The sequence below is a fragment of the Salinibacterium sp. NG253 genome (genome assembly GCF_015864945.1).
Lineage (GTDB): Bacteria > Actinomycetota > Actinomycetes > Actinomycetales > Microbacteriaceae > Rhodoglobus.
Genome location: NZ_JADYWF010000001.1, coordinates 1,407,248 through 1,430,489, shown reverse-complemented (window position 1 = coordinate 1,430,489; position 23,242 = coordinate 1,407,248). Strand labels below are relative to the sequence as shown.

At 61.4% G+C, this 23,242-nt stretch carries 22 protein-coding genes; 14 read left to right on the top strand and 8 right to left on the bottom strand.

Going from position 1 to position 23,242, the window contains the following annotated elements; all coding sequences use genetic code 11:
* Positions 1 to 64 precede the first annotated feature (64 nt).
* The 6 genes from I6E52_RS06965 (at position 65) to I6E52_RS06940 (ending at position 6,385) form a co-directional block, all read left to right on the top strand.
* Complete coding sequence (locus tag I6E52_RS06965) at positions 65 to 1,018, top strand: siderophore-interacting protein (RefSeq protein WP_197155709.1); 954 nt, start codon at positions 65 to 67, stop codon at positions 1,016 to 1,018.
* 21 nt (positions 1,019 to 1,039) lie between these two features.
* On the top strand, positions 1,040 to 2,077 hold the full coding sequence (locus I6E52_RS06960; RefSeq protein ID WP_197155706.1) for an iron ABC transporter permease: 1,038 nt from the start codon (positions 1,040 to 1,042) through the stop codon (positions 2,075 to 2,077).
* On the top strand, positions 2,074 to 3,066 hold the full coding sequence (locus tag I6E52_RS06955; RefSeq protein ID WP_197155704.1) for an iron chelate uptake ABC transporter family permease subunit: 993 nt from the start codon (positions 2,074 to 2,076) through the stop codon (positions 3,064 to 3,066). The genes I6E52_RS06960 and I6E52_RS06955 overlap by 4 nt, the downstream gene beginning before the upstream one ends.
* On the top strand, positions 3,063 to 3,938 hold the full coding sequence (locus tag I6E52_RS06950; RefSeq protein ID WP_374059094.1) for an ABC transporter ATP-binding protein: 876 nt from the start codon (positions 3,063 to 3,065) through the stop codon (positions 3,936 to 3,938). Before I6E52_RS06955 ends, I6E52_RS06950 begins: the two co-directional genes overlap by 4 nt.
* Before the next feature lie 76 nt (positions 3,939 to 4,014).
* A complete protein-coding gene (locus tag I6E52_RS06945) occupies positions 4,015 to 5,025 on the top strand; it encodes an iron-siderophore ABC transporter substrate-binding protein (RefSeq protein ID WP_197155702.1) in 1,011 nt (336 codons plus the stop codon).
* 292 nt (positions 5,026 to 5,317) lie between these two features.
* On the top strand, positions 5,318 to 6,385 hold the full coding sequence (locus tag I6E52_RS06940; RefSeq protein ID WP_197155700.1) for an ABC transporter substrate-binding protein: 1,068 nt from the start codon (positions 5,318 to 5,320) through the stop codon (positions 6,383 to 6,385).
* A gap of 80 nt (positions 6,386 to 6,465) precedes the next feature.
* Here the strand turns inward: I6E52_RS06940 and trxA are convergent, their stop codons facing one another.
* The gene (gene trxA, locus I6E52_RS06935; protein WP_197122825.1) at positions 6,466 to 6,867 is read right to left on the bottom strand and encodes a thioredoxin; all 402 of its coding nucleotides are present in this window, start codon (positions 6,865 to 6,867) and stop codon (positions 6,466 to 6,468) included.
* 230 nt (positions 6,868 to 7,097) lie between these two features.
* On the opposite strand from trxA, the gene I6E52_RS06930 reads away from it, so the two are divergent.
* Entirely contained in the window at positions 7,098 to 9,224 is a 2,127-nt protein-coding gene (locus tag I6E52_RS06930) for an acyl-CoA dehydrogenase (protein ID WP_197155698.1), read from the top strand.
* Between the two features lie 75 nt (positions 9,225 to 9,299).
* On the opposite strand, the gene I6E52_RS06925 is transcribed toward I6E52_RS06930, so the two are convergent.
* The 3 genes from I6E52_RS06925 to I6E52_RS14440 form a co-directional block, all read right to left on the bottom strand.
* Entirely contained in the window at positions 9,300 to 10,943 is a 1,644-nt protein-coding gene (locus I6E52_RS06925; RefSeq protein WP_197155696.1) for a DHA2 family efflux MFS transporter permease subunit, read from the bottom strand.
* Positions 10,943 to 11,737: a tryptophan-rich sensory protein gene (locus I6E52_RS06920; protein ID WP_197155694.1), complete on the bottom strand. Its 795-nt coding sequence runs from the start codon at positions 11,735 to 11,737 to the stop codon at positions 10,943 to 10,945. The genes I6E52_RS06925 and I6E52_RS06920 overlap by 1 nt, the downstream gene beginning before the upstream one ends.
* A gap of 110 nt (positions 11,738 to 11,847) precedes the next feature.
* Positions 11,848 to 11,982 (bottom strand): hypothetical protein, encoded by a 135-nt coding sequence (locus tag I6E52_RS14440; RefSeq protein ID WP_255529279.1) that lies wholly within the window; start codon positions 11,980 to 11,982, stop codon positions 11,848 to 11,850.
* A gap of 58 nt (positions 11,983 to 12,040) precedes the next feature.
* Here I6E52_RS14440 and I6E52_RS06915 point away from each other — a divergent pair, with 58 nt between their 5' ends.
* A complete protein-coding gene (locus I6E52_RS06915) occupies positions 12,041 to 12,907 on the top strand; it encodes a neutral zinc metallopeptidase (protein ID WP_197155692.1) in 867 nt (288 codons plus the stop codon).
* Positions 12,908 to 12,933: 26 nt separating this feature from the next.
* On the opposite strand, the gene I6E52_RS06910 is transcribed toward I6E52_RS06915, so the two are convergent.
* Together I6E52_RS06910 and I6E52_RS06905 are read right to left on the bottom strand one after the other, a co-directional pair.
* A complete protein-coding gene (locus I6E52_RS06910; RefSeq protein ID WP_255529278.1) occupies positions 12,934 to 13,965 on the bottom strand; it encodes a formylglycine-generating enzyme family protein in 1,032 nt (343 codons plus the stop codon).
* A gap of 9 nt (positions 13,966 to 13,974) precedes the next feature.
* On the bottom strand, positions 13,975 to 14,580 hold the full coding sequence (locus tag I6E52_RS06905) for a PadR family transcriptional regulator (protein ID WP_197155690.1): 606 nt from the start codon (positions 14,578 to 14,580) through the stop codon (positions 13,975 to 13,977).
* Between the two features lie 169 nt (positions 14,581 to 14,749).
* On the opposite strand from I6E52_RS06905, the gene I6E52_RS06900 reads away from it, so the two are divergent.
* The 5 genes from I6E52_RS06900 to I6E52_RS06880 are packed head-to-tail and all read left to right on the top strand — an operon-like array spanning position 14,750 to position 19,988.
* Entirely contained in the window at positions 14,750 to 15,727 is a 978-nt protein-coding gene (locus I6E52_RS06900) for an ABC transporter permease (protein WP_307842429.1), read from the top strand.
* A gap of 32 nt (positions 15,728 to 15,759) precedes the next feature.
* Complete coding sequence (locus tag I6E52_RS06895; RefSeq protein WP_197155685.1) at positions 15,760 to 16,629, top strand: ABC transporter permease; 870 nt, start codon at positions 15,760 to 15,762, stop codon at positions 16,627 to 16,629.
* Complete coding sequence (locus tag I6E52_RS06890) at positions 16,626 to 17,600, top strand: ABC transporter ATP-binding protein (protein WP_197155683.1); 975 nt, start codon at positions 16,626 to 16,628, stop codon at positions 17,598 to 17,600. The genes I6E52_RS06895 and I6E52_RS06890 overlap by 4 nt, the downstream gene beginning before the upstream one ends.
* The gene (locus tag I6E52_RS06885; protein ID WP_197109399.1) at positions 17,597 to 18,355 is read left to right on the top strand and encodes an ABC transporter ATP-binding protein; all 759 of its coding nucleotides are present in this window, start codon (positions 17,597 to 17,599) and stop codon (positions 18,353 to 18,355) included. Before I6E52_RS06890 ends, I6E52_RS06885 begins: the two co-directional genes overlap by 4 nt.
* Before the next feature lie 43 nt (positions 18,356 to 18,398).
* Positions 18,399 to 19,988 (top strand): ABC transporter substrate-binding protein, encoded by a 1,590-nt coding sequence (locus tag I6E52_RS06880; protein WP_197155681.1) that lies wholly within the window; start codon positions 18,399 to 18,401, stop codon positions 19,986 to 19,988.
* Positions 19,989 to 20,330: 342 nt separating this feature from the next.
* Here I6E52_RS06880 and I6E52_RS06875 read toward each other — a convergent pair whose 3' ends face one another.
* The gene (locus I6E52_RS06875) at positions 20,331 to 21,827 is read right to left on the bottom strand and encodes an MFS transporter (protein ID WP_197155679.1); all 1,497 of its coding nucleotides are present in this window, start codon (positions 21,825 to 21,827) and stop codon (positions 20,331 to 20,333) included.
* A gap of 141 nt (positions 21,828 to 21,968) precedes the next feature.
* Between I6E52_RS06875 and I6E52_RS06870 the strand changes: the two genes are divergently transcribed.
* Positions 21,969 to 22,622 carry a cysteine hydrolase family protein gene (locus I6E52_RS06870; protein ID WP_197155677.1) on the top strand — a complete coding sequence of 218 codons (654 nt, stop codon included), beginning with the start codon at positions 21,969 to 21,971 and terminating at the stop codon, positions 22,620 to 22,622.
* Positions 22,623 to 22,713: 91 nt separating this feature from the next.
* Here the strand turns inward: I6E52_RS06870 and I6E52_RS06865 are convergent, their stop codons facing one another.
* On the bottom strand, positions 22,714 to 23,118 hold the full coding sequence (locus I6E52_RS06865; RefSeq protein ID WP_197155676.1) for a hypothetical protein: 405 nt from the start codon (positions 23,116 to 23,118) through the stop codon (positions 22,714 to 22,716).
* Positions 23,119 to 23,242 lie beyond the last annotated feature (124 nt).

Sequence of the window (23,242 nt, the reverse complement as noted above, 5' to 3'; positions counted from 1 at the left end):
CGGGGCACCGAGCGCGCGCAAACCGACCCTTTTCGCTTCAGGTTAGGTATGCCATACTTAGGCAATGCTTACCTTGGAGCGCGAGACTGCAAAGGATGCCCGCCCGGGCTATCGACCATTTGCCGCACGCGTGGAAAGCATCCGCGAACTGTCGCCTCACTTCAGGCGCGTTACTTTCACCGGTGCCGAGTTCGAGACCTTCGGCACTGATGGTTTCGACCAGCGAATCAAGATCGTTTTTCCGCTGCCGGGCGTTGGCCTGAGCGACATCGGCGCGAACGATCCGCAGACCATCGCCGAGGGCACCTGGTACGCCCGGTGGCGTGCGCTGCCCGACGAGGCTCGCAACCCGTTTCGCACTTACACGATCCGTGCCGTGCGTCCCGAGCTCCGCGAGATCGATGTCGACATGGTCTTCCACGGCGCCAACGGCCCCGCTGGGCAGTGGCTCGCCAGCGCGGTTGCCGGTGACGAGGTCATCATCGTCGGGCCCGACGCGGCGAGCATCCATTCGGGTATCGGCATCGACTGGCACCCCGGCCCCGCCCGCACTGTGCTTCTGGCCGGCGATGAAACGTCAGCGCCCGCCATCTGCAACATCCTTGAACGCCTCGACCCCAGCGTGCAGGCTCACGCCTTTATCGAGATCCCGGATGCCGCAGACCAGCCTCCCCTGAACCTCACGAGTAACTGCCACGTCACGTGGCTTCCGCGCGGCGAGCAGCCCGCAGGCTCCGCGCTCGACCCCGCCGTTCGGGCGTGGACGAAAGCCAACGCGTCACTCGTGTTACCCGCACTCGCCCCGACACCTCAACTGCTCGGGGATATCGATGTCGACACCGAACTTCTCTGGGATTCGCCGGGTGAGGCATCCGGAAAGCATTTCTATGCGTGGCTTGCCGCCGAAGCCTGCACCATCAAACTCTTGCGCCGCTTTCTTGTGAGCGAGACCGGTGTTGACCGCAAGCAGGTTGCGTTCATGGGGTACTGGCGTCTTGGCAAGTCCGAAGCGCAGTAGCTCGCACCACCACCCCCGACTATGACCCAGACCGCCTCGGCTTCGCGCGCACGACTGAGCCTCCGCACCCAGCGCTGGATCGCTCTCGGCTCGGCCTTCGGTTTGCTCGCGATTGTGCTTGTGCTGAGTCTCGCGCTCGGCGCTCGCGGCGTTGAGTTTTCGCAAATTTGGCAAGCACTCTTCGACCCCGAGGTGGGCAACAACGACCAACTGGTGATCCGTGAACTGCGGTTACCTCGCACCATTGTTGGTCTTCTCGCAGGCCTCTCCCTCGGCGTCGCCGGAGCGGTCATGCAGGGGGTGACCCGCAACCCGCTCGCCGACCCCGGCCTCCTCGGCGTCAACGCGGGCGCCTCGCTCGCGGTTGTCTTCGCGATCAGCGTGCTGTCGATCACCAACCCCACGGGCTACATCTGGTTCGCCTTCGCGGGGGCAGCTGCAGCGGCAAGCATTGTCTACGCAATCGGTTCACTGGGGCGCGAAGGTGCCACTCCGGTCAAACTCGTGCTTGCCGGAACAGCGGTCACCGCTGGTATCACCTCCGTCATTTCCCTCGTGCTCATCTCCGACACCGACACTCTCAACACTTTCCGGTTCTGGTCGGTGGGGTCGCTCGCTAGCCGCGAGCTTGAGGCCGTGCGCCTCACAATAGGGTTCGTTGTGGCGGGTGCGCTCCTCGCGATTATTTCGGGCCGGATGCTCAACCTTGTTGCCCTCGGAGACGACCTCGCTCGCGGCCTCGGCCAGCGGGTCTACGTTGCTCGTGCGGTCGCAGCCGGAGCTGTCGTTCTGCTCTGCGGATCCGCCACCGCGCTTGCCGGCCCCATCGTCTTTGTCGGTCTCGTTGTGCCCCACATCGTGCGCCCATTCACGGGCCCTGACTACCGCTGGATTATTGCTGTCTCCGCCGTCGTCGGCCCGAGTCTCCTGTTGGTCGCCGACATCGTGGGCCGCCTCGTGGTCGCACCGTCCGAGCTCGAAGCGGGCCTCGTCGTCGCCATTATCGGTGCGCCCGTCATGATCGCCCTCGTGCGCCGAGTGAAGCTGGCCGGGCTATGACCCGCACGTGGCGCGTCTCGATCGTCCTCGCGGCGCTTGGTCTCGCGCTCGTTCTTGTCAGTATTGCGGTCGGGGCATATACCCTCACTCTGCCCAACCTGATCGCGACGTTATTTGGCGGCGGCACCTCATCCGACCAGTTCATTGTCTTCAAGTTGCGGCTGCCGCGAGTGCTTCTTGCCGTGCTGGTTGCTGTCGGGTTCGGCCTCGCTGGTGCCCTGTTCCAGAGCCTGCTGCGCAACCCACTTGCTAGCCCTGACATCATCGGCATCAGTGGGGGAGCGAGTGTCGCCGCCGTGCTCAGCCTGCTCGTCTTCGGAGCCACCGGACTCGTTGTGTCACTCTCCGCGCTCGGCGGCGCGCTGCTTGTGGCGTTCACGATCTACCTGCTCTCGTGGCGCTCGGGCATGAACGGCATGCGCTTCGTGCTCATTGGCGTCGGCATCGCCTTCATGGCACAATCTGTGCTCGGCTACCTCATCACCCGCGGCGACGTGCGCGACGCGCAACAAGCTCTCGTGTGGATGGTCGGCGGGCTCGGCGGAGCCAGCTGGCACGACATCCTCATCATGGCTGTCAGCCTCGTCATCCTGCTGCCCGCGGTCTTCCTGCTGGCATCGAAGCTGCGGATGCTCCAGCTCGGCGATGATCTTGCTGCAGGTCTTGGGGTCTCCGTGCAACGCTCGCGGCTCGCCCTCATCGTCGTCGCGGTAGCTCTCGTCGCGATCGCGACCGCCCTAGTAGGACCGCTCGCGTTTGTCGCGTTCGTTTCCGCACCAATCGCGCGACGCCTGGTGCGCGGGGGAGGCCTCGCGCTCGTACCCAGCGCTCTCGTCGCGATCGTGCTCGTTCTCGGCGCCGACTTTGTCGCCCAACATTTCATCACCACCGGCACCCAAGTGCCTACCGGAATCGTCACCGGCATCGTGGGCGCCCCGTACCTGCTGTGGCTTATCTCCACCACCAACCGCGAAGGACGTGCATCGTGAAGCAGCGCCCCGATCAGCCGCCTGCCGTCGCGAAAGTCCAGGCCGCGAGCGCTCAGGCTGCGAACGCTCAAGTGGCGACCCAGCGCCCACCGCACGATCTGCGCGCCGACAACGTGACCCTCAACTATGGTGGGCGCGACATTGTGTCGAACGTGAGCGTCACGATCCCCGACGGCACGGTGACCGTGATCGTGGGAGCCAATGCCTGCGGCAAGTCGACACTGCTGCGCGGGCTGTCGCGGTTGCTGCGACCGGCGTCGGGTCACGTGATGCTCGACGGCCGCGACATCCACTCGATGGCATCGAAAGAGGTTGCGCAAGTTGTGGGCATTTTGCCGCAGTCGCCGATTGCGCCGGAAGGCATCACGGTTCGCGACCTCGTGGCTCGTGGGCGCTACCCGCATCAGGGTTGGTTTCAGCAGTGGTCGGCGGCGGATGAGGCGGCTGTCGAGCACGCGCTTGAAGCGACCGACACCGCTCAGTTGGCATCGCGGCGGCTCGAGGAGCTCTCGGGTGGGCAACGTCAACGCGTGTGGATCGCGATGGCGCTCAGCCAGGATCCCGACATTCTGCTGCTCGACGAACCCACCACCTTCTTGGATGTGCGCCACCAGCTCGATGCGCTCGACGTGCTCGCCACCCTCAATCGCGAGCGAGGCACCACCATCGTGATGGTGTTGCACGAACTCAACTTGGCCGCGCGCTATGCCGATCACATGATCCTCATGGGCGAGGGGCAGATCATCGCCGAGGGCACGCCTGCCAAGGTTGTGACGGCAGAGCGGATGCGCGAGGCGTTCGGGCTCGAGGCTCAGATTATGGCCGATCCGGTTTCTGGCTCGCCAATGGTGATCCCGCTGGGACGTCGCTAGCGTGCGTTATCGCTTGCACAACTCGCTTAGGTAAGCCTATCCTTACTCTGTACCTATCGTTCGATCGAGGAGATCAATGTCACGCCGTTCCCGCCTCGCAGCCTTCGCTGCGGCCACCGCCGCCCTCATCGCGTTGAGCGGTTGCGCCGCCTCAACGTCCGAAGGCGAAACGGATGCGCCCGCAGCCTCCGACGCATTCCCCGTCACGATCGAGCACGCCTTCGGTGAAACGGTCATCGAGAGCGAACCGCAGCGCGTGCTCACTCTCGGCTGGGGCAGCGGCGACGCCGTTCTCGCTCTCGGCGTCGTTCCGGTTGGCATGGAAGCACAAAACTACGGTGGCGACGAGAACGGCGTTCTGCCGTGGGCAGCGGATGCTCTCGCCGAACTCGGTGGCGACGACCCCATCATTGTCCCTGCGACCACGGATGCTCCCGCCTACGAGCAAATCGCCGAAGCCGCCCCTGATCTGATCCTCGCAACCTATTCGGGAATCACCGAAGAGCAGTACGACCTCCTCAGTGAGATCGCTCCCGTCGTTGCGTACCCCGAGCTGCCGTGGGCTACCCCGTGGCGCGACGTGATCAGCACCACGGGCACCGCTCTCGGCAAGACTGCTGCCGCGGATGACGTGCTCGCCAATATCGACGCTCTCGTTGCAGAGAAGGCGGCCGAGCATCCCGAGTTCGAGGGCAAGACCGTTGCGGCGACGTTCGACGTCGGTGGAACCTTCTACGTCTACAAGCCGGCAGACCCCCGCGTGGAGTTCTTGCTCGACCTCGGTCTTGAGAGCGCTCCCGCGGTTGAGACCCTGGCCAATGGTGACGCAACGTTCTTCTACACTCTCAGCTACGAGAAGCTCGATGAGCTCGACAGTGACCTGTTGATTGCGTACGCGGAGACGGATGAAGCCGGCGATACTTTCGCCGCCCAGCCTTACGCGCAGAGCATCCCGGCCGTGGCCAACGGTGGTCTCATCGCGGTCAACGGTGCGTCGCTCGTGGCCTCGGTCTCGCCGCCCACGGCGCTCTCGCTGCCCTGGGGAATCGACAGCTTCGTGGATGCAATCGCTGGCGCGCTGAACTAACGCGCGACCACTCCAGTCACCACGCGAATCACCTCTCGAAAGCGGCCACAGACGTCAACGTCAGTGGCCGCTTTTGTGTCGCCCGGGGCGCCCGACCATCTGCGCTTTCGGGTGCGGTGGGCCCGGACACCCTTGTGCGCGACCTCGCTAACGCCGTGAGCTGATAGCTAGATAGGCAATTCGACCACCCCTGGATAACGATCAGGCCAAACTTTGGAACCAGAAGGGTAGGTAGGCGCCTCGCTCGTTACCGTGAAGTGAGAAATTGCTCACTTTTTGTTAGGGGATGCAGATGTCTACAGTGTTGAGAAGAACCGTGTCCATCGCTGCGGCAGGAGTAACGGCGCTCCTGCTGCTCGGCGCCTGCAGCCCGCCAGTAGAGCCCGAACCTACGGCCGCTCCTGCGGGTGGACCAGCTCCCACGGAGACGGCTGCGCCCGCGTTCCCCACTACGGTCGTGCACTCTGAGGGTGAAACTACGCTCGAAGAAGCGCCGGAACACATCTTCACTTTCGGCGCTGAGCAGACGGATTCGCTTCTAGCGCTGGGTATTGGGCCGGTCGCCTCCGGCGGCGGCTCGCTTGGTCCTTGGCAAGAGGAAGCGATCGGCTCGCTCGGTGTCGGCGCGGTGCCGACCATCGATCCTCTCGACGGTGACACTCTTGCCGATGTGGAAGCAGTTTCGCCAGACGTTATCGTCACGGCGCTGCCTTTTCATCCGTTCGACATGGATCCGACGTCATGGCTTGCCTTTTATAATGATCTGCCTGAGGTAGCCCCGACGATCCGTCCAGCTCTTTCAGCCCTCGACTCTCCATCGTTCAGCTCTTCGAACTCGTGGCGCGAAACCCTCCTCCAGATGGGGCAGATTGTTGGTCACGTGCCTGAGGCTGAGGCTCACCTAGCGTCCATCGATGATTCGTTGGCGGCGCACGCTGCGGCGCATCCTGAGTTCGCAGGAAAGACCATCGCGGTCATCTCGCCGCAAGGAGGCTCTGTTGCCTACAGTAAATCGAACACTGCGGTCGCGGCTCTCCTCGAGCAACTTGGTTTCACTTACGCCGATGACTCAACTGTCGCCTACAACTCAGAATCGTACAACGGCAAGGTGTACTACTTGTGGGCCGACGATGTCGAACAGCTTGACACCGATGTGCTGATTTATATCGGGGACCCGGTCGGTGCGCCCTATTGGGTAACGTTCGTTGAAGCGAGTGCTACGGGGGCTGACGGGGTCATTCACTATCCGGGATTCCTCGATGAGCCGACTCTGGGCATGATCGCGCCCACTGCGCTCTCGGTGCCGTGGGCAGTCGATGCTTTCGTGGCAGATCTGGCTGCCTCGATTGGTGCTCCGTAGGCGGCCTTAGTTCGCGCACAGAAAAGGCCCCGCCGACGTGACGTCGGCGGGGCCTTTGTGGTCTGCGGTGATGCTGCCGGTTAGTGGGAGTGCTCAGTAGGCGCTTCGCCTGATGCTGCTGCAGCCTGCTGCTCAGCAACCTGCTTGTGAACCTCAACCATGTCGAGGTTCTTGGCGCCTTCAATAACCTGCTCGAGAGCAGGAGCGGGGAGCGCTCCGGGCTGTGAGAAGACGAGTACGCCTTCACGGAAAACCATGAGCGTCGGAATCGACGTGATTCCTGCTGCGCCAGCGAGTTCCTGCTGGTCTTCGGTGTCTACCTTGCCGAACGTGATGTCCGGGTGGGCTTCGCTTGCGGCTTCATAGATGGGCCCGAACTGCTTACAGGGGCCACACCATTCGGCCCAGAAATCCACGAGGAGGATTCCGTCTTTAGTGACCGCCTGGCCAAAGTCTTCTGAGGTGAGAGTGATTGTCGACATAGTTACATCCTTTCATGCAGCCCAACAACGGTGCCTGAAGAAAGATTCCCGAGGCCTGACGAACCAGTTTCGCACTACATCCCACAACGCTACGGCGGCTGTTTTGCGGTTTCGCACAAACGGATGCGGTGGGTCCGGCATCCGCTTCATTGATGGTGCACGACCCGCTTTGCACCCGCGAACACCAGTCGTAGCGTGTGATTACCGAACTTTGACGAATCGAGATAGCCATGACCCAGGTTCACGACCACACGGCGACCGAGTCGGCGCCGGAGTCATCCACCCCCGCCAACAACGCCGCAACTTCCCCCACTGCCGCGACGACAGATAGTGCTGTCGCTGCCCCCACCATCGATGTCGAATGGTTGGGTGAATACCTTCTCGGCAAGTGGGCGAAGGAGCGCAAAGAGTCCCGCACGCTCATGTCGAACCCCGAGTTCCACCGCGTTGATGGGCTCTCAATGGAAGACCACCGTGAGCGTGTTTTGCACCAGCTCTCACTGCTGGTCGATAACAACGCTGTTCACCGCGCGTTCCCGGTTGACCTCGGCGGCGACGACAACCACGGCGGAAACATCGCCGCGTTCGAAGAGACCGTGCTCGCTGACCCGTCGCTGCAGATCAAGTCAGGCGTGCAGTGGGGCCTCTTTGGCTCTGCCGTCGTTCACCTTGGCACCAAGGAGCACCACGACAAGTGGCTGCCCGACATCATGAGCCTCAAGACTCCTGGCGCATTCGCGATGACCGAGATCGGTCACGGATCGGATGTCGCGAGCATCGCCACGACCGCAACCTACGACGCCGACACCGATGAGTTCGTCATCAACACTCCGTTCCGCGCCGCGTGGAAGGAATACCTCGGTAACGCCGCGCTCCACGGCAAGGCTGCTACCGTTTTTGCGCAGCTCATCACCAAGGACGTCAATCACGGCGTTCACGCGTTCTACGTTCCGCTGCGCGACGACAACGGCCCGCTGCCCGGAGTCTCGACCGAAGACGATGGCCTCAAGGGCGGCCTCAACGGAATCGACAACGGCCGCTTACACTTCGACCACGTTCGCGTTCCCCGCACCAACCTCCTCAACCGCTACGGAAACGTTGACGAGAACGGTGAATACACCTCCGACATCGACAGCCCCGGTCGTCGCTTCTTCACGATGCTCGGCACGCTCGTTCAGGGCCGGGTTTCGCTCGATGGCGCTGCAGTGCTCGCGAGCAAACTGGCCCTCAACATCGCCATCAAGTACGGCTCCGAGCGACGACAGTTCACGGCATCCAGCAACACGAACGAAGAAGTGATTCTGGACTACCAGCGTCACCAACGTCGACTGCTGCCGCGCTTGGCTCAGACCTACGCGATGTCGTTCGCACACGAGGAGTTCCTCGACAAGTTCGACGGTGTCTTCTCGGGTCGCACCGATACCGATGCTGACCGTCAAGACCTCGAGACGATCGCCGCGGCCCTCAAGCCGCTCAGCACGTGGGCTGCCCTCGACACCCTGCAAGAGGCTCGCGAAGCCTGCGGTGGCTCCGGCTTTATGGCCGAAAACCGCCTCACTCAGATGCGTGCCGACATGGACATCTACGTGACCTTCGAGGGCGACAACAACGTGCTGCTGCAGCTCGTGGCCAAGCGACTGCTCACCGATTACTCGCGCAAGTTTGCGGGAGCGGATGCCGGTGCCATGGCTCACTACGTTGCTGACCAGGTCAACGAGGCCGCCGTCAACCGCACGGGCCTTCGCCGCTTCGCCCAGAATGTCGTGGACTTCGGCTCAACGGCCCGCTCCATCGGCTACGTTCGCGACACCGACTCCCAGCGCCAGCTGCTCACCGACCGCGTCGAAACGATGGTGGCGGATGTCGCCGGCAAGTTGCGTCCGGCAAGCAAGCTTCCGCAGGCTGAGGCTGCCGCTCTCTTCAACAGCCACCAGAACCAGCTCATCATGACTGCGTACGCGCATGGCGAGCTGCTGCAGTGGGAGGCGTTCACTCGCGCCATTGAGAAGATCGAAGACAAAGACACCGCTCAGGTCATGACCTGGTTGCGTGACCTCTTCGGTTTCACTCTCATCGAGAAGAACCTCGCGTGGTACCTCATGCACGGTCGTATCTCCACGAACCGCGCGCAAGCGATCACCGACTATATCGATGACCGTCTGCTTCCGCGCTTGCGTCCGCAGGCTCTGGATCTCGTGGCCGCGTTCGGTCTGACCGACGAGTTGGTGCGTGCACCGATCGCCTCGGGCATTGAGGCCACTCGTCAGAACGAAGCTCGTGACTACTACGCCGCCCGTCGCGAAAGCGGCGAAGAGCCCGTGCACGAAAAGGATCTCAAGCAGAAGAAGCGCCGCTAACTGCGCTGATTTGCAGAAAAGGCTGCCGCCCCACGCTGTGTGGGGTGGCAGCCTTTTTGTATCCCTACCGGGCGGCTATTCGCGCGCTGGATCGTCAGTTGACTCTGCAGTGCTGTGTGCGCCAGCACCGTCGGCACCCTCGGTGTCGTCGTCGTCGCCGCGGCGCCCGCCGTCGAGACGGAGGCTGGCGAGGAATCCAAACGCAAGGAAACCGGCAGCCGCGAGTGCGGAATACCGTGTCGAGTCGGTGAAGGCTTGACGGGCGTCGGCTGCGGCATCCGGCGATGTTTCATCGAGGGTGCTGATCGCGGTGCCGGCAGTGTCGACGACGAGGTCCACGATCTCGCTGCGGGTTTCGGCGGGGATCTCGGCACGGTCAGCGAGCTTGGCGTCGAGGCCGGTGCCGAGGCTCGCGAAGAGCACGGTGCCGAGAATGGCGATTCCGAGCGCGGAGCCGACCTGGCGGGCAGTGCTCTGGGTTCCGGAACCCTGACCCGACTGGCTGAGCGGCACATCCTTGAGCACCACGCTTGTGAGTTGCGCCGTCGCGAGGCCGACACCGAAACCGTAGATGAAGAGCCCGGGCGCGATGTGCCACCAGACGGCGTCCGGACTGAGCACGAAAGCGACGATGAGCACACCGACTATTTCGGCGCCGATACCGACGCGCACGATCGTGACCGGTGTCACCTTGTTGCCGAAAGCACCCGCGAAACCACTTGCGACGAATGAGCCAATAGCGAGCGCGAGAATCACGAAACCCGTCTGCAGGGCATCGTAGCCGAGCACATTCTGCAACCACAGTGGCAGTGACAGGATGATGCCGAACTCACCGAGCGAGACAATCATCGCGGCGATATTTCCATTGCGGAACGATGGAATCTTCAGCAGTCCAAACGCGAGCATCGTTGACTTGCCTGCACGTTCGCGAGCGAAACCCCAGCGCACAAAGACGATGCCGCTCACGAGAGCGAGGGCGAACGCGAAGGGGATAGGCGAGACATCCCACGTCCAGAAGTCGGGTGGAGTATCGCTGAAGAACCAGCCGAAACTGCGGCCCTCGATGAGAGCGAAGACGAGCGAAGCGAATAGAACGACCGAGAGAAGCGCGCCCACAACATCCACTCGTCGCTGAGCTGAAGGCTCCTTCGATTCGATCGTGAAGATCAGGATGCCGATGACGATAATCACGCCGAGCGGCACGTTGATGCCGAAGGCCCAACGCCACGAGTAGTAGGTCGTGAGCCAGCCGCCAAGGAGCGGGCCAACAGCCGCCATGCCGCCGATCGTGGAACCCCAGACGGCGAAGGCGATGGCGCGTTCGCGACCGCGGAAGGTCGCGTTGATAGTGGAGAGGGAGGAGGGCAAGATCATGGCCCCACCGATGCCTTGCACGAGTCTCGAGGCGATCAGCAATTCGCCGGTCGCAGCAGTCGCGGCGAGGATCGACGAGAGGGCGAAAATGGCAACACCGATGAGCAGAACCTTGCGCCGGCCGTAGCGGTCGGCGAGGGTGCCGAACACCAGCAGCAGCGAAGCGAAGACGAGCGTGTAGCTTTCTTGCACCCACTGAACCTGAGTCGAATTGAGGTCAAGGTCTTCGACAACGGAGGGGATGGCGACGTTGACGATCGTGGAGTCAACGATGATGAGCGCCACGGCAATGCTGATGAAGAGGAGGCCCAACCAGCGTTTGCGTGAGGCGCGTCGGTCATCCATTAGGCGGTCTGTTCAGCGCGCAAGCGTGCGGCGGTGAAGACTGCGGCGCTGGCAAGCACCGCGACGAGGGCGACGATCGCAGCGACCGCGGTGGGCTGTGAGATGAGATCACCGGTGAGACGTCCGACGGCAACCCACGCGAGTCCCCAGCTGAGCGAAAGCGATGGCGCGAAGTGCGCGCGGCCGCGGGCGGCGAGGGCGATACCGACGGCGCCAGCGACGAACACTACTGCCACGCCCCACACATCCTGAGAAATTCCGAAACCCGTAAACCCAATGGCGGTGAGCCACGCGGCGATGTTGGCTGCGGTCGCGACGCACACCCAACCGAGGTAAAGACCAATGGTGCCGTCGGTGACGATGGTGTCAATCGCGCCAGCAGCGGGCAGTTTCACCGTGATCAGATAAGCCCGGATGAGCACGATGAGGAGAAGGATAATGACGGGAACGCTGAGAGCGAGCATGTCGAACTGAATCGAGAGAATCCACGCAGCGTTGAGCACGAGAGAAGCCGCGACCCAGTACCCCACTCGGCGGTGCAATTCTGTGCTGGTCTGTTTCGGCAGCATCTGCCACACGGCGTAGGCCACAAGGCCGAAGTAGATGACGCTCCAGATGGTGAATGCTGCACCGGCCGGGGCGATAACGGTGGCGTCGGCGCTGAGAGCACCGCCAGCGACTTCTTCGACCGGAGTTCCGCCGTAGGCACCCGAACCTACGAATGCGCCAATCAGGGCAAAGGTCGCGCTCGCGGCGACGGTGATTTGACGGACTACATCTTTGGACTCGCGCATCACGTTCTCCTTCGGTAGGCCTTTAGCCTAGAACTCCTGTGGCGGAGTTGACCGAAGAATCGCTGAGTGAGAGGTCTCGCTCAGCTAGCGCGTCTGTAGACGGGCGGTGTCTAGTGAGTGAAGCCGGCGAGCAGGCTCGGCACGGCAAGGTTCACGAGCAAAATGACGCCCGTGAGTGCAACGATCGCACCCATCGCGACGAGCACGGCCTTGCCGAGAACGGTGATTACGGAGATGAAAGTCATTCCTCAACGATATCTGAGTAGATCGGGAAGTTGTCCCGGTGCATAGTAAATTCCCTCTATGACGTTCAACGACAACGCCCGTATCAATCCAGACAAGGTCTCGCGACGCGGCCGCAACACCGGCATCGCGGTGGGTGGCGGCAGCACACTGCTGGTAGTTGGCCTATTCATCGCGTCTCAAGTCCTCGGCGTCGACTTAACCGGGCTTGTGGGTGGCGGCGCTACGAGCGGAGAGCAAGAACAGGGCCAAGCTCTCACGGAATGCACTACGGCAGAAAAAGCCAATAGCGACATCGATTGCCGCATCGCCGGAGCAGCAGATTCGCTCGACACCTATTGGGAGGCGCAGGTCGATGGCTACCGCACCACCAACGTTGTTCTTTTCACTGATCAGGTCAGCACCGGATGCGGTGGCGCAACGAGCGCGACGGGGCCGTTCTATTGCCCTGCCGACGAGAAGATCTACGTCGACACCGCTTTCTATGACGACCTGCGCAGCCGGTTTGGTTCCTCCGGCGGACCTCTGGCCGAGATGTATGTCATTGCGCACGAGTGGGGCCACCACATTCAGAATTCCACCGGCGTCATGGAGGGCCTCGACCGTCAAACAACGGGCCCGTCATCCGATTCGGTGCGCCTCGAACTGCAGGCGGACTGCTTTGCGGGAGCGTGGGTGGGCGCAGCATCCACCATTACTAACGATGACGGGGTGGTCTTTCTTGACCCCGTGACGGATACCCAAATTGCGGATGCTCTGAGTGCAGCATCGGCTGTGGGTGACGACCGCATCCAGGAGTCGACTCAGGGTCAAGTAACTCCCGAGTCGTGGACGCACGGCTCGAGCGATAAGCGTCAGCAGTGGTTTACGACCGGACTCAACGGTGGACCGAGCGCCTGCAACACCTTTGAGGTGGCGACGCCGTAGCGCTGAGTGCTGCGGTTGAATCGCGCCTACAGCGCGACGGTGCGGAACCCCGCGTTACCCATCGACGAGTCTGGCGTGTTCTGCGATCGAGCCGAGTTGCGGTACCGGTTGCAGTACGAGATGTGGCACAGGTAGCTGCCGCCGCGGAGTACCCGCACGGTTCCCTCGTGGGGGCCGACGGGATTGTCGGTGGGGGAGTCGACAGGCAGCGTCGCGTAGTAGTTCGCGTCGTACCAGTCGGCGCACCATTCCCACACATTGCCGACCGTTTGGAAAAGGCCGTAGCCGTTGGGCTCGAAGCTGCGCACGGGCGCGGTGGTGAGATATCCGTCGTCCATGGTGTTGGTGCGGGGAAAATCACCCTGAAAAATGTTCGTGCGCCAGCCGCCGGCATCCATTTCGTCGTCACCCCACGGGTACTTGGTTTGGTCGAGACCTCCGCGAGAGGCGTACTCCCACTCGGCTTCGGTGGGGAGGCGGCGTCCGGCCCACGCGCAATAGGCTTCGGCGTCGTTAAAGCTGATGTGCACGGCCGGATGATCGCCCAAACCTTCGAGGGAAGAATTGCGCCCGCCGGGGTGCTTCCAGTCGGCACCCGTCACGCCGAACCACCAGGGAGCTCCGGCGGCCCGCCCCATAATGTCTTCCTCAGGGGCGTCGACAGCGAGATGGAAAACCGCTGAATTGCCGAAAGTTTCGGCCTCGGTGAGGTAGCCCGTGGCATCAACGAATCGTGCGAAGTCGTCGTTAGTGACACTCGTGACATCGATTGAGAAAGCGCTCAGGGCGACCGGATGCTGCGGCAGTTCGCCATCGGCGGCGTTGCGGTCGCCCGAGGAATCGCCCATCACGAAGGTGCCGGCGGGTATTGCGGCCTGCTCGATGAGGTGGTTGCCGGCTTCGGAGGTCAGCGGCGCGGATGCGGCGATCGCGTCGGCGCTTACTGCTGAGGATGACGCGGGCGGTGCTGCCAGCGGCATGCCGAGAGGGGCTGCGAAACTGCGCTGGGGAGTGCAGGTGCAGCTGTCTCCGCAGCCTGAGTTTGAAGCGTCATCCATCGTTCCAGCCTAAACTTTGTCGACGCTGGCGCTTACGGCTGCGTCCGATGACGCGACGTACTTAGCAAAGACGTCGCGCACCGAGAGCTCCGGGTTTTCCAAAATTTCACGGAAGTCTTCGAGCCAGGTCAGCATCTCTTGCGTTTGGTGCAGCCATAGCCAGTGCATGGCGTGACGATTGCGCCAGACACGAGTGTCTTCGCGAACTTCATCCCACGAATCAAGCATGTGCTTGAGGCTCAGTTGTCTGCGTCGCTGGAATGAGATTTCGGCATCAATGAGATAGCCAGCGTTCGTGTCGTCAAGAACCCACAACGTGAGAAGGCGCATCATTGCATCGTCGCGGATTCCGTGATCAGGCTCGTCATGGAGTAGCCAGCGGCGGAGTTCCTCGATGCCAGCTTCGTTGATGACGTAGCTTGTGCGCCCGCGCTCATTTCGCTCGCTGATGTCGATGAATCCCTTGGACTCCATCTTGGTCAGCTCGGAATAGACCTGCGAAGGGCTTGCATGCCACGCGCGGTCGACATCGTCGGCGAAGCTCGAATTGAGATCGTAGCCGGTGCGTGGAATCCCCCGTGAGAGGGCGGAAAGTATTGCATGCCTCAGCGCCAAGAGGGCCTCCTTTGATTCGAGCCATCGTCAATTTAGGTCATCGGGCGTTGCTCGTCAAGCGCCGATGCTTGCCAGAATGCTCCTTTCTTGAACTATACCTTTGGCATGAAGTTTTGGGGTTAATGCCGCTGTAACACTTTCGAAATAGAAGTACGGTCTAATTCCAATTGTGGAGTACAAGAATTTGGCACATAACCGGTTTCTCCGGTTCGTTGGAGCACGACTGCTCTTGACGGTTCTCACTGCGTTTTTCGTAGCGGCCGTAGTCTTTTTCGCGATCCGAGCAATACCGGGTGACCCGGCGCTCACGATCCTTGGAACTGACAGTACTCCTGAGGAGCGCGCCGAGCTGCGTATCGTGATGGGCTTAGACCAATCGATACTGGTGCAGTTCTTCGGCTGGCTAGGCCGTCTCGTTACGGGCGATCTGGGGTACTCCTACAGTCAGGGCCGACCCGTCGCAGATATTGTGGGGCCAGCACTCGAAAACACTGCGATGCTCGGAGCAGCCGCAACGCTGATAGCCGTCGTCCTTGCTCTCGTCATGGGCAATCTCGCCACGTCATCCATCCGCTGGGTGCGTCGAGTGATCGACTGGGTCGAGGCATTCTTCTTGTCGGCACCGCAGTACACCGTTGCGCTACTCCTGCTGCTTGCATTCGCAGTGCTGCTTCCTCTGTTCCCTGCCGGTGGCATTAGTTCTCGCGGCGATGGCGGCTTCTTCGATGTCGCCGCACATCTCGTGCTCCCCGCCACAGCATTGGCGCTCGCCCCCGGAGCGCAAATGGGTCGCTCGTTGAAGACGTCGATCGCCACCCTTCAATCGACAGAACTCCTCCCCGCACTTCGCGCTCGAGGGCTTTCCCCGTGGCGACTCGCGGTGCATGCGCATCACAACGCACTGCCGCCCATGATCACCGTGTTGGGAATCCAAGTTGGCTCGATGCTCGGTGGCGCTCTATTCGTCGAGAACATCTTCAGCATTCCCGGCCTCGGTGCCCTCGTCGTGCAATCAGTTAGCTTGCGCGATTACACCCTCGTTCAGGCCGTCGCGCTGCTCATCGCTGTCGTCTTCGTTGTCGTGCTTCTCCTCGCCGACATTCTCAATGCACTACTTGATCCCCGCATCCGTGTAGGTCGGGCATGACTAGATTTCCCGTCATCGGAAGGAAAGCCACCATGGCAACACCCTTGAAGACCGCAGCTCCGCGGTTCCAGCGCCGGGCGCTTCTCTCTCGGCTTCCACTGAGGAGCCAAGTCGCGCTCGCCTTGGTCGCCAGCGTGGGGCTGATCGTGGTTCTCGCTCCGGTATTGCCGATCGCTGATCCTCTGAGTGGATCACTCGCCGAACGACTGCTGCCGTTCTTCAGCGATGGTCACGTCCTGGGAACGGATAGCCAAGGCCGCGACATGCTGAGTCGGCTGGTGTACGGAACGCGTACCTCTCTCATTGCTGGGGTCGTGCCCATCGTGATAGCCACGACGCTCGGCCTGATTATCGGCACTATTGCGGGGCTCGCGGGCAAGGTAACGAACACCATCCTGATGCGCGCCGTCGACGTCATGTTTGCATTTCCCGGCGTGCTACTTTCACTTCTTCTCGCCATCACCCTCGGCGTCGGTCTGGGAACGCTCATCCTCGCGCTGACTCTGGTCTGGATCGCACCCGTCGCTCGAATCGCTGAGACCGAAGTGACACGAATCCGCGAACTTGATTTCGTCACGGTCGCGCGAGCTAGTGGTGCAGGCCTCCCGTCGATTCTGGGGCGACAGATCGTTCCGGTTGCGCTGCCGGCGGTCCTAGCATTCTCGACCTCACTTGTGGGGGCCAACATCGCCATTGCGGGTGGGCTTGGGTTCATTGGGCTTGGAGTTCCTTCACCAGAACCGGAGTTGGGATCCATCCTTCAAGAAATGCAGGCTGCCATTTATAGCGACCCCGGGCTGGCGCTCGCACCCGTCGTCGTAATCATCGCGCTCTCGATGCTCTTTCCTCTCGTCGGGGATGGCTTTCGAGATGCCATCTCTGGACGGGGGCAAGAGTCATGAGCCTAGGCACCACATCCGCAGCATCGGGAGGACAACTCGATGACCAAACACCGTTGACGCTCGACGCCTCGAACGTCTCCGTCTCGTTTCGTTCACCTCGCGGCGGCTGGAACACTGTCGTCGATTCGATCGGCCTCGGCCTCGAGCGCTCTCAAGTCACGGTTCTCCTCGGCGAATCCGGCAGTGGCAAGACGGTGTTCGCTCGCACTATTACAGGGATGGCTCATCCCGCGGCAAAGGTCGAGGGCACGGTCGAGTTCGATGGTGTCGAGCTTCTGAGCGCGGATCGCCGAGCTCTTCGCCGACTTCACGGCGACAGAATCGGAATGGTGCCGCAAGACCCAAACTCTTCGCTCGATCCGATGCGGAGAATCGGCGGCCAGATAACCGAGACACTGTTGCAACACGGTAAGGCTCCCAATCGTGCCGCAGCTCTTGTTCGAGCAACGGAGCTGCTCGAGCTCGTGCACATCGCTGATCCTGAAAGGGTTTTGCACAACTACCCCCACGAAATCTCTGGTGGCATGCGTCAGCGAGTCGCGATCGCGATCGCAATCTGCTGTGAGCCGGAGCTGATCATCGCGGATGAGCCGTCGAGCGCTCTCGACGCCTCAGTCGGCGTTCAAGTCGTGCGACTCCTCGATGATCTTCGTGAGCGTATGGAGACCGCAATTCTCTTCATCACTCACGACATTGGCATCGCAGCGCTCATCGCCTCGAAGCCGCACGACCGCGTTGCGGTCATGTTGGGCGGCCGCATTGTTGAGCTCGGCTTCGCGCATCAAGTTCTCCACAACGCGCAGCACGAGTACACGCGTGCGCTTCTCGCAGCCGAACCGTCAGCTAACACTCCGCGAGGGGAGCTCGCGGTCGTCCCAGACGAGGTGCGGATGAGGCGGGATTGGGGTCCGTTGCGTGACGTCGAGCCCGGCCATGCCGTGGCTTCAACTCCTCAGGAGGTAACAGCATGAGTTCAGTTCTCGCTGCCGATGGCATCGTGAAGCGTTTTGGCGCATTTACCGCACTCGACGGGGTGTCCTTCCGCCTTGAGCGCGGACGAACGCTCGGTGTAGTAGGTGAATCAGGTAGCGGAAAGTCGACTCTCGGCAGAATTGTGATGCGACTCATGGCTCCGGATGCCGGTGTCGTCACCCTCGGTGACGATGACTTGTTCTCGATGACTGAGCGCCAGCTGCGTATGGCGCGCCGACGAATTCAACTGGTTCCCCAGGATCCGAGGCACGCCCTCAACCCCACGATGACGGTTCAGCAGTCGCTCGCCTTTCAACTCCGGGCTCAGGGGGTGCCCACCCGCGAGTGGTCCGCACGTTGCGTGGAACTGTTGGCGCGCGTATCCCTCACTGCTGACTACCTTCACGCCTACCCGCACGAATTATCTGGTGGTCAGGCTCAACGGATTGCAATCGCACGCGCGATCGCCAATAACCCAGAGGTGATTGTTGCTGACGAGGCGGTGTCGGCACTGGATAAGTCAGTTCAAGCGCAGGTGCTCAACACCTTTGCAGAGCTGCAGAGCGATCTTGGTGTTGCACTCTTTTTTATCAGCCATGACCTCGCGGTCATCGAGCACATCAGCGATGACGTGCTCGTACTGAACCGCGGTGAAGTCGTCGAGTCGGGGCCGACTCGCGCCGTGTTGGACGATCCGAAAGACCCGTACACGCGGGTGCTTTTGGACGCGAGGCATAGTGCGGAGGCCGTATGACCGATGAAAAAAACGCGCACACCCCTACGACACAAGGAGAGACATGCATTTCACAAACACCCGCACGCGGCGCTTAACGGCGGTCGCGGCCGCGGTTGTGTCTACAGCACTCGTCCTGACCGGCTGTGCCGGTAGCGACAGCGGAGACACAGCTGAGCAAGAACTCGTCATCGGTTCACAGATGGCATCCTTCCCCAGCCTTGATACCGGTGCCATCACCACCGCCGGCTATGAGGGCCAGCGACTCATCGGAAACCTGATCTACGAGGGGCTTACCAAGCGAGACGTTTCTGACCCGAACGCCCCTGCTGGCGTCGCGCCGGCTTTGGCGGCGTCATGGGAGATCGCGGAAAACGACCTCGATTACACCATCCACCTGCAAGAGGACGTGACTTTCCACGATGGCACGGCGTGGGATGCTGACGCGTTGCTCTATAACCTCACTCGCTATATGGACGAGACTGACCCGAATTACGACCCGGTGCTGGTGACCTACTACTCGGTGCTGAACTTCATTGAGTCGACCGAAAAGGTCGACGACATGACGGTCGTTTTCCATCTCAACGAGCCTTTTGCCTTCTTCCTTGCTGACCTCTACAACGTCTACTTCGCTAGCCCCGCTTCGTTGGAGGAATTTGGTGCAGCAGGTCAGGCCAAGGATCCGGTCGGAACTGGGCCGTTCGTTTTCGATTCCCTCGAAGAGAACCAGTCGATCTCGTTCGTTCGCAATGACGATTACTGGGCTGACGTAGCAAAGCTCGACCGGCTGACTGTTGAATTGATTCCTGATGCTTCGGCTCGCACCGCTGCCTTGCGTTCGGGCCGTGTCGACTGGATCGAGTCAGCGCAACCAGATGACTTTGCAAGCCTCGAAGCGGCTGGGTTCGTTACGGCCGGTAACGCGTTTGACTGGGAATGGTCATGGCAGTTGATGACGCAGGAGGCGCCGCTGGATGACATCCGCGTGCGTCAAGCGATGAACTACGCGATTGACCGTGAGGCAATTGCTAGTGACCTGCTGCACGACACAGCTTCGCCGGCGTATCAGATGTTCGCCCCCGCGAGCCTTTATTATGACGAAGCCGATGACATCTATAGCTACGACCCCGAACTGGCGAGTGAGCTTCTCGCTGAAGCTGGCTATGCCGATGGTGTTGACATCACGGTTGGCTACATCACAGCCGGTTCTGGTTCGATGCAGGCCAAGTCGATGAACGAAGCGTTGCAAGCGCAACTGGCCGAGGTTGGCATTCGGGTCACCCTTGACCCAGTGGACTTCTCGGGCATGTACGGGCAGTTGGGTGAGGGTGACACTGGTTGGAACGCTGCGAACCAGGCGTTCAGCCTTGAACAGCCCTCAAGCTGGAACGGCTTCTGGTTCGGTTGCGATGGCAACTTCTTTAGCTACTGCAACGAAGAAGCAGATGCGGCTTACGCTCAGGCGATCGTGACAACTGACGAAGAGGAGCGTGGTGCGCTCCTGACAGAGGTCGGACATCTCGTCACTGAGGATGCTGCGTGGTTGTTCGTTGCTAACGACACCGCACCTCGCGCCATGTCAGCTGCTGTCGAAGGCTATGAGCAGCCGAAAAGCTGGTGGGTTGAATTCACTGACGTATCGATGGCTGACTAAGAACAGCTAGCGCCACAGCGGCCGGCCCCGTCTAACGACGGGGCCGGCCTTTCGCGCGCCTCCACGCCTCATCGACTTTGCACCTTCGCGCGAAGGCGATGAGGGCACTTTGTCTCTCTCGCCGTCGACCACTGTGTGTCGCGGCGTATGAGGCTTGCGGAGACTGGTTCTGGGCCGTGCCAGGGCTGGTCCGGGCCGGGAGCGCCGGGAACGTCGGACTGGGCTGCGCGGGCTTATGGCGCTGGGTCTTAGTTCTGTGGCATCACTCGGCTCCCAGCGAGTGCGATGCTGCGGTGCTACCTCGGCTGGGTTGCCACTTGCGGCGCTTGGCGGCCCTGCAGGCTAGATGCTTGCGTGTGTCGCTAGTGGATTCGACCCACGGAGCTCTGGCTCCGCGTGCGGGGCCGTCCTGCGGCTGCGTGCGCGATCTAGGAGCGCGAGGATTGCCGCTATGAACAGGAAGACCGAGGTGAGTGCAATCGCGAGTGTCGGACCGAGCGTGGGTTGGCCCGCGACCGTGGCTACATCCTCGTAGCCGTAGTAGAGGATGAGCGCGAACGCGATACCGATTGCGGAGCCGAAACGCTGTGAAAATTGAATCAAGGATCCGGCGACACTTGCTCGATAGTCAGGAACTTCAACCAACGTGCGTGCTTGGTTCGCAGGCCCCGCTAGTGCATTTCCGAACGAATTGGTGACCAGGATAGCGCTAACGATCCACGGTAGCGCTGCGATGGGGGCGCTGCCGAAGGCCACCGCGATTCCTGCTAGTGAGAGTGCGCCCATGCCGGTTCCTATTGCGATCAAGCGGTAGGTCGAGCGCTGGGGGAGCCTGCCGGCAATCCACGAACCGATGATCGTGGCCACGGCTGCGGGAAGCATCCAGAGAGCTGTCTGGAGCGCGGTCTGTCCCGCCTCGCGTTGTAGTCCAACGGTGATGACGAGGGTGCCAGCGGTGGCCGCTGCGTGCATGAATCCGGCAATGAAAACACCAACCGTCAGGTGTCGAAACCCGAATAGCAGTGGGTCAACGAGAGCTTGGCGGCCATTGCGCGCTCGGTGCCGCTCGTAGAAGACGAAAGCGAGTGCGAAAATTGCCCCCAGCAGCGTCAATGCCAGCGTCAACCATGATGCTGGCGAGTCAGAGGAGACCGTGCTCAGAGGGCCAGCGAGCAAAATAACGGCTGGCGTCAGGAGAATAACTCCGATCGTGTCGAACCCGTGGCGCTTTTCGCCGCGTGGTTCTCGCACCACGAAGACTGCAACGGGCAGCACCACAATTCCGATAACGACGTTGAGCCAAAAGAGTGCTCGCCAAGCTTCGGGACCGCCGACGAGTTCCATGAGAACTCCAGCGATTACGGGGCCGAACAGCGCGGTAGCCGCGATCGTTGCCGCTAGAGCCGCGAGTGGGCGTGATCGTTCTTCAGGCGGGAAAATGCGTTGGATAAGCCCGAGCACTTGCGGCATCAATATGCCTGCTCCGGCGCCTTGAAGCAGGCGTCCTCCGATCAGCCACGCGATATCAGGAGCTAGGGCGCAGACCACGCTCGCGCCGAGGAACATAAACCCGCCGACCAAGAAAATGCCTTTGCGGGACAGAACGTCGCCGACGCGTCCGGCGGGCAACAACAAGACGGCGTAAGCGAGGGTGTAGCCCACCACCATGACTTGAATAGTGGAGCCCGAGCCACCAGTAGATGCTTGGATTGCGGGCAACGCAACGCCAACTTTCGACACGTCCAGGATGGTGAGCGCAGCGGTTGCCGCAAGCACGGCGAATGTCGCCCAACGATGTGGTGCGCGCTGCTGAGCGGCTGCTGAGTTGCCGGCGGTCACGAGAGCCTTTCGTTGGTGGCAGCGTCAATGTCGTAGATAACCGAAATGAAGTGCGGACGGAAACACAAAGGAAACACCGATACTGTACAACAGTATTGGAGTACGTTTCCACACTAAAGATGAGTAGAGAGCGAGAGCCCTATGAGCGACCGGACAGCTGTTGTCATGATCGACATGCAAAACATGTACCTTGAGCAAGATCGACGCGATGCCTTCGGGTGGCCACCGATTTGGAACCTTGATGCGGTGGTTGCAGAGTGTTCAGCGTTGCTCGCCGACGCTCGCTCGAAGGGCATCCCGATCATCTACACGCGCCAAGTAAGCCGGCCGGATGGCGCAGACACGACTCCGAGCATCCGTCGCCTCGAAGCAAAGCTCGCGGATGCCGCAGAGGGTCCGGGTTTCGATCCCAGCGACTGGTCGTCACAGATCCTCGATTCCGTGGCCCCACAGCCCGGTGACATCGTTATCGAAAAACACCGTTGGGACGCCTTCTTCCAGACAGACCTCGACACGATTCTGCGCAATCTCGACGTTCGCCGTCTCGTTGTTGCCGGGCTGCAGACCAATGTCTGTATTGAAACCACGTCGCGCACAGGCATGATGAAGAACTTCGAAGTGGCAGTGCCTGAGGATGCGGTTTCGACTGACGGCAAGTCGCTGCATGACAACGCACTTGACGCGATGCGTGTGCTGTACGTCGAGGTTGCGCCGTGGCGTGAGCTGCTGGCCCCGGGAGCCCCTTGGGATCGCGCCTTCACAACGCCCCATTACGGCCGTCGTCAGGAGAGCTAGGCAACAACTCTCATGCGCGCTGGCACCACGGTGCTCTGCCGTGCCATTCGGGTGCAGGGCAGAGTGCCGCCAGCGGGACTTGCGGAGAGAATCAGCCTAGGACGGGATCCGTCGGTCTCTCTTCGCGGGTTTGCCGCGGAAGCTTGAGCACCGCGTAGACCGCAACGACGCTCAGAATCATATTCACCCAGTTGATCTCGTACTCTGCCTTCGGAAAGTACTGCGCTGTGAAGGCGACAAGCCCCCGAAGTGCGAGCGCCCATATGTTGATAGCCAGAAAACCCTTGCGGGCCCATTCGTTCCCGCGGCCCACTTGAATAAGCAGTAAAAGCCCGATCACGCCGGAGGTGATCAATCCGGCTTCGGGATCGTTGAGAGGGAAGAACCCCCACACGATTGCGACTACTTGAGTGGCGATAGCGACGCGCAACCAAGGGAATGAGCCCTCGTCATCTGCCGCTATTTCCGACGTTGATTCGGGAGTCGTGTCTGTCACGTTCGAATCTTTCCATGTGCCAACCGCGGGTGCTATCTCCGGCGTCGCCCCAAGTCGAGGGGTAGACAATCTGCTGGTGGTGAGTTGATACGTTCAGCCAGCCCATAGACATTCCTCATAGCGT